At 42.5% G+C, this 386-nt stretch carries 1 protein-coding gene; it reads right to left on the bottom strand.

Annotated features, from left to right (window positions below; all coding sequences use genetic code 11):
- Positions 1-161 precede the first annotated feature (161 nt).
- A partial coding sequence (locus JEM49_RS10045; protein ID WP_201874880.1) for a zinc ribbon domain-containing protein occupies positions 162-386 on the bottom strand: 225 nt, incomplete at its 5' end.

Here is a 386-nt window from a genome sequence, read left to right as displayed (position 1 = left end):
TGAAGTCTAGGGCTTAGTGGCTCGTTAGCTTACGCTAACCAGAACACCAACTTGCTTAGATACGGACTTGACTTACCAGCAATAGTCTTTTGACTATTGCCGATAGAGGTCGTCTATTTACCAAAGCCTTTTAAGTCCGCGAATTGCTAGCGGACTGCAGCCTAGCTTAGGCTGCTTTTTTCTTTTATTTTAGGATTCTGCCACTTGCCTAATCCTTTTTCTAGAATATTCACTGCCGCATTCCAATCACGAATATGATGCGTCTGACAGATTGGACAAGTCCATTCCCGATCCTTAAGGGCTAATTTCTTATAACCGTTTTGGCCCATAATACTGCCACATTGATGGCATCTTTGGGTGGTGTACTTAGGATCAATTGTTAGAAA

It is taken from the genome of Lactobacillus sp. A27, from assembly GCF_016742815.1.
Lineage (GTDB): Bacteria > Bacillota > Bacilli > Lactobacillales > Lactobacillaceae > Lactobacillus > Lactobacillus gallinarum.
The sequence above is the reverse complement of the archived record's forward strand: the minus strand, read 5'-3'. Positions and strand labels throughout refer to the sequence as shown.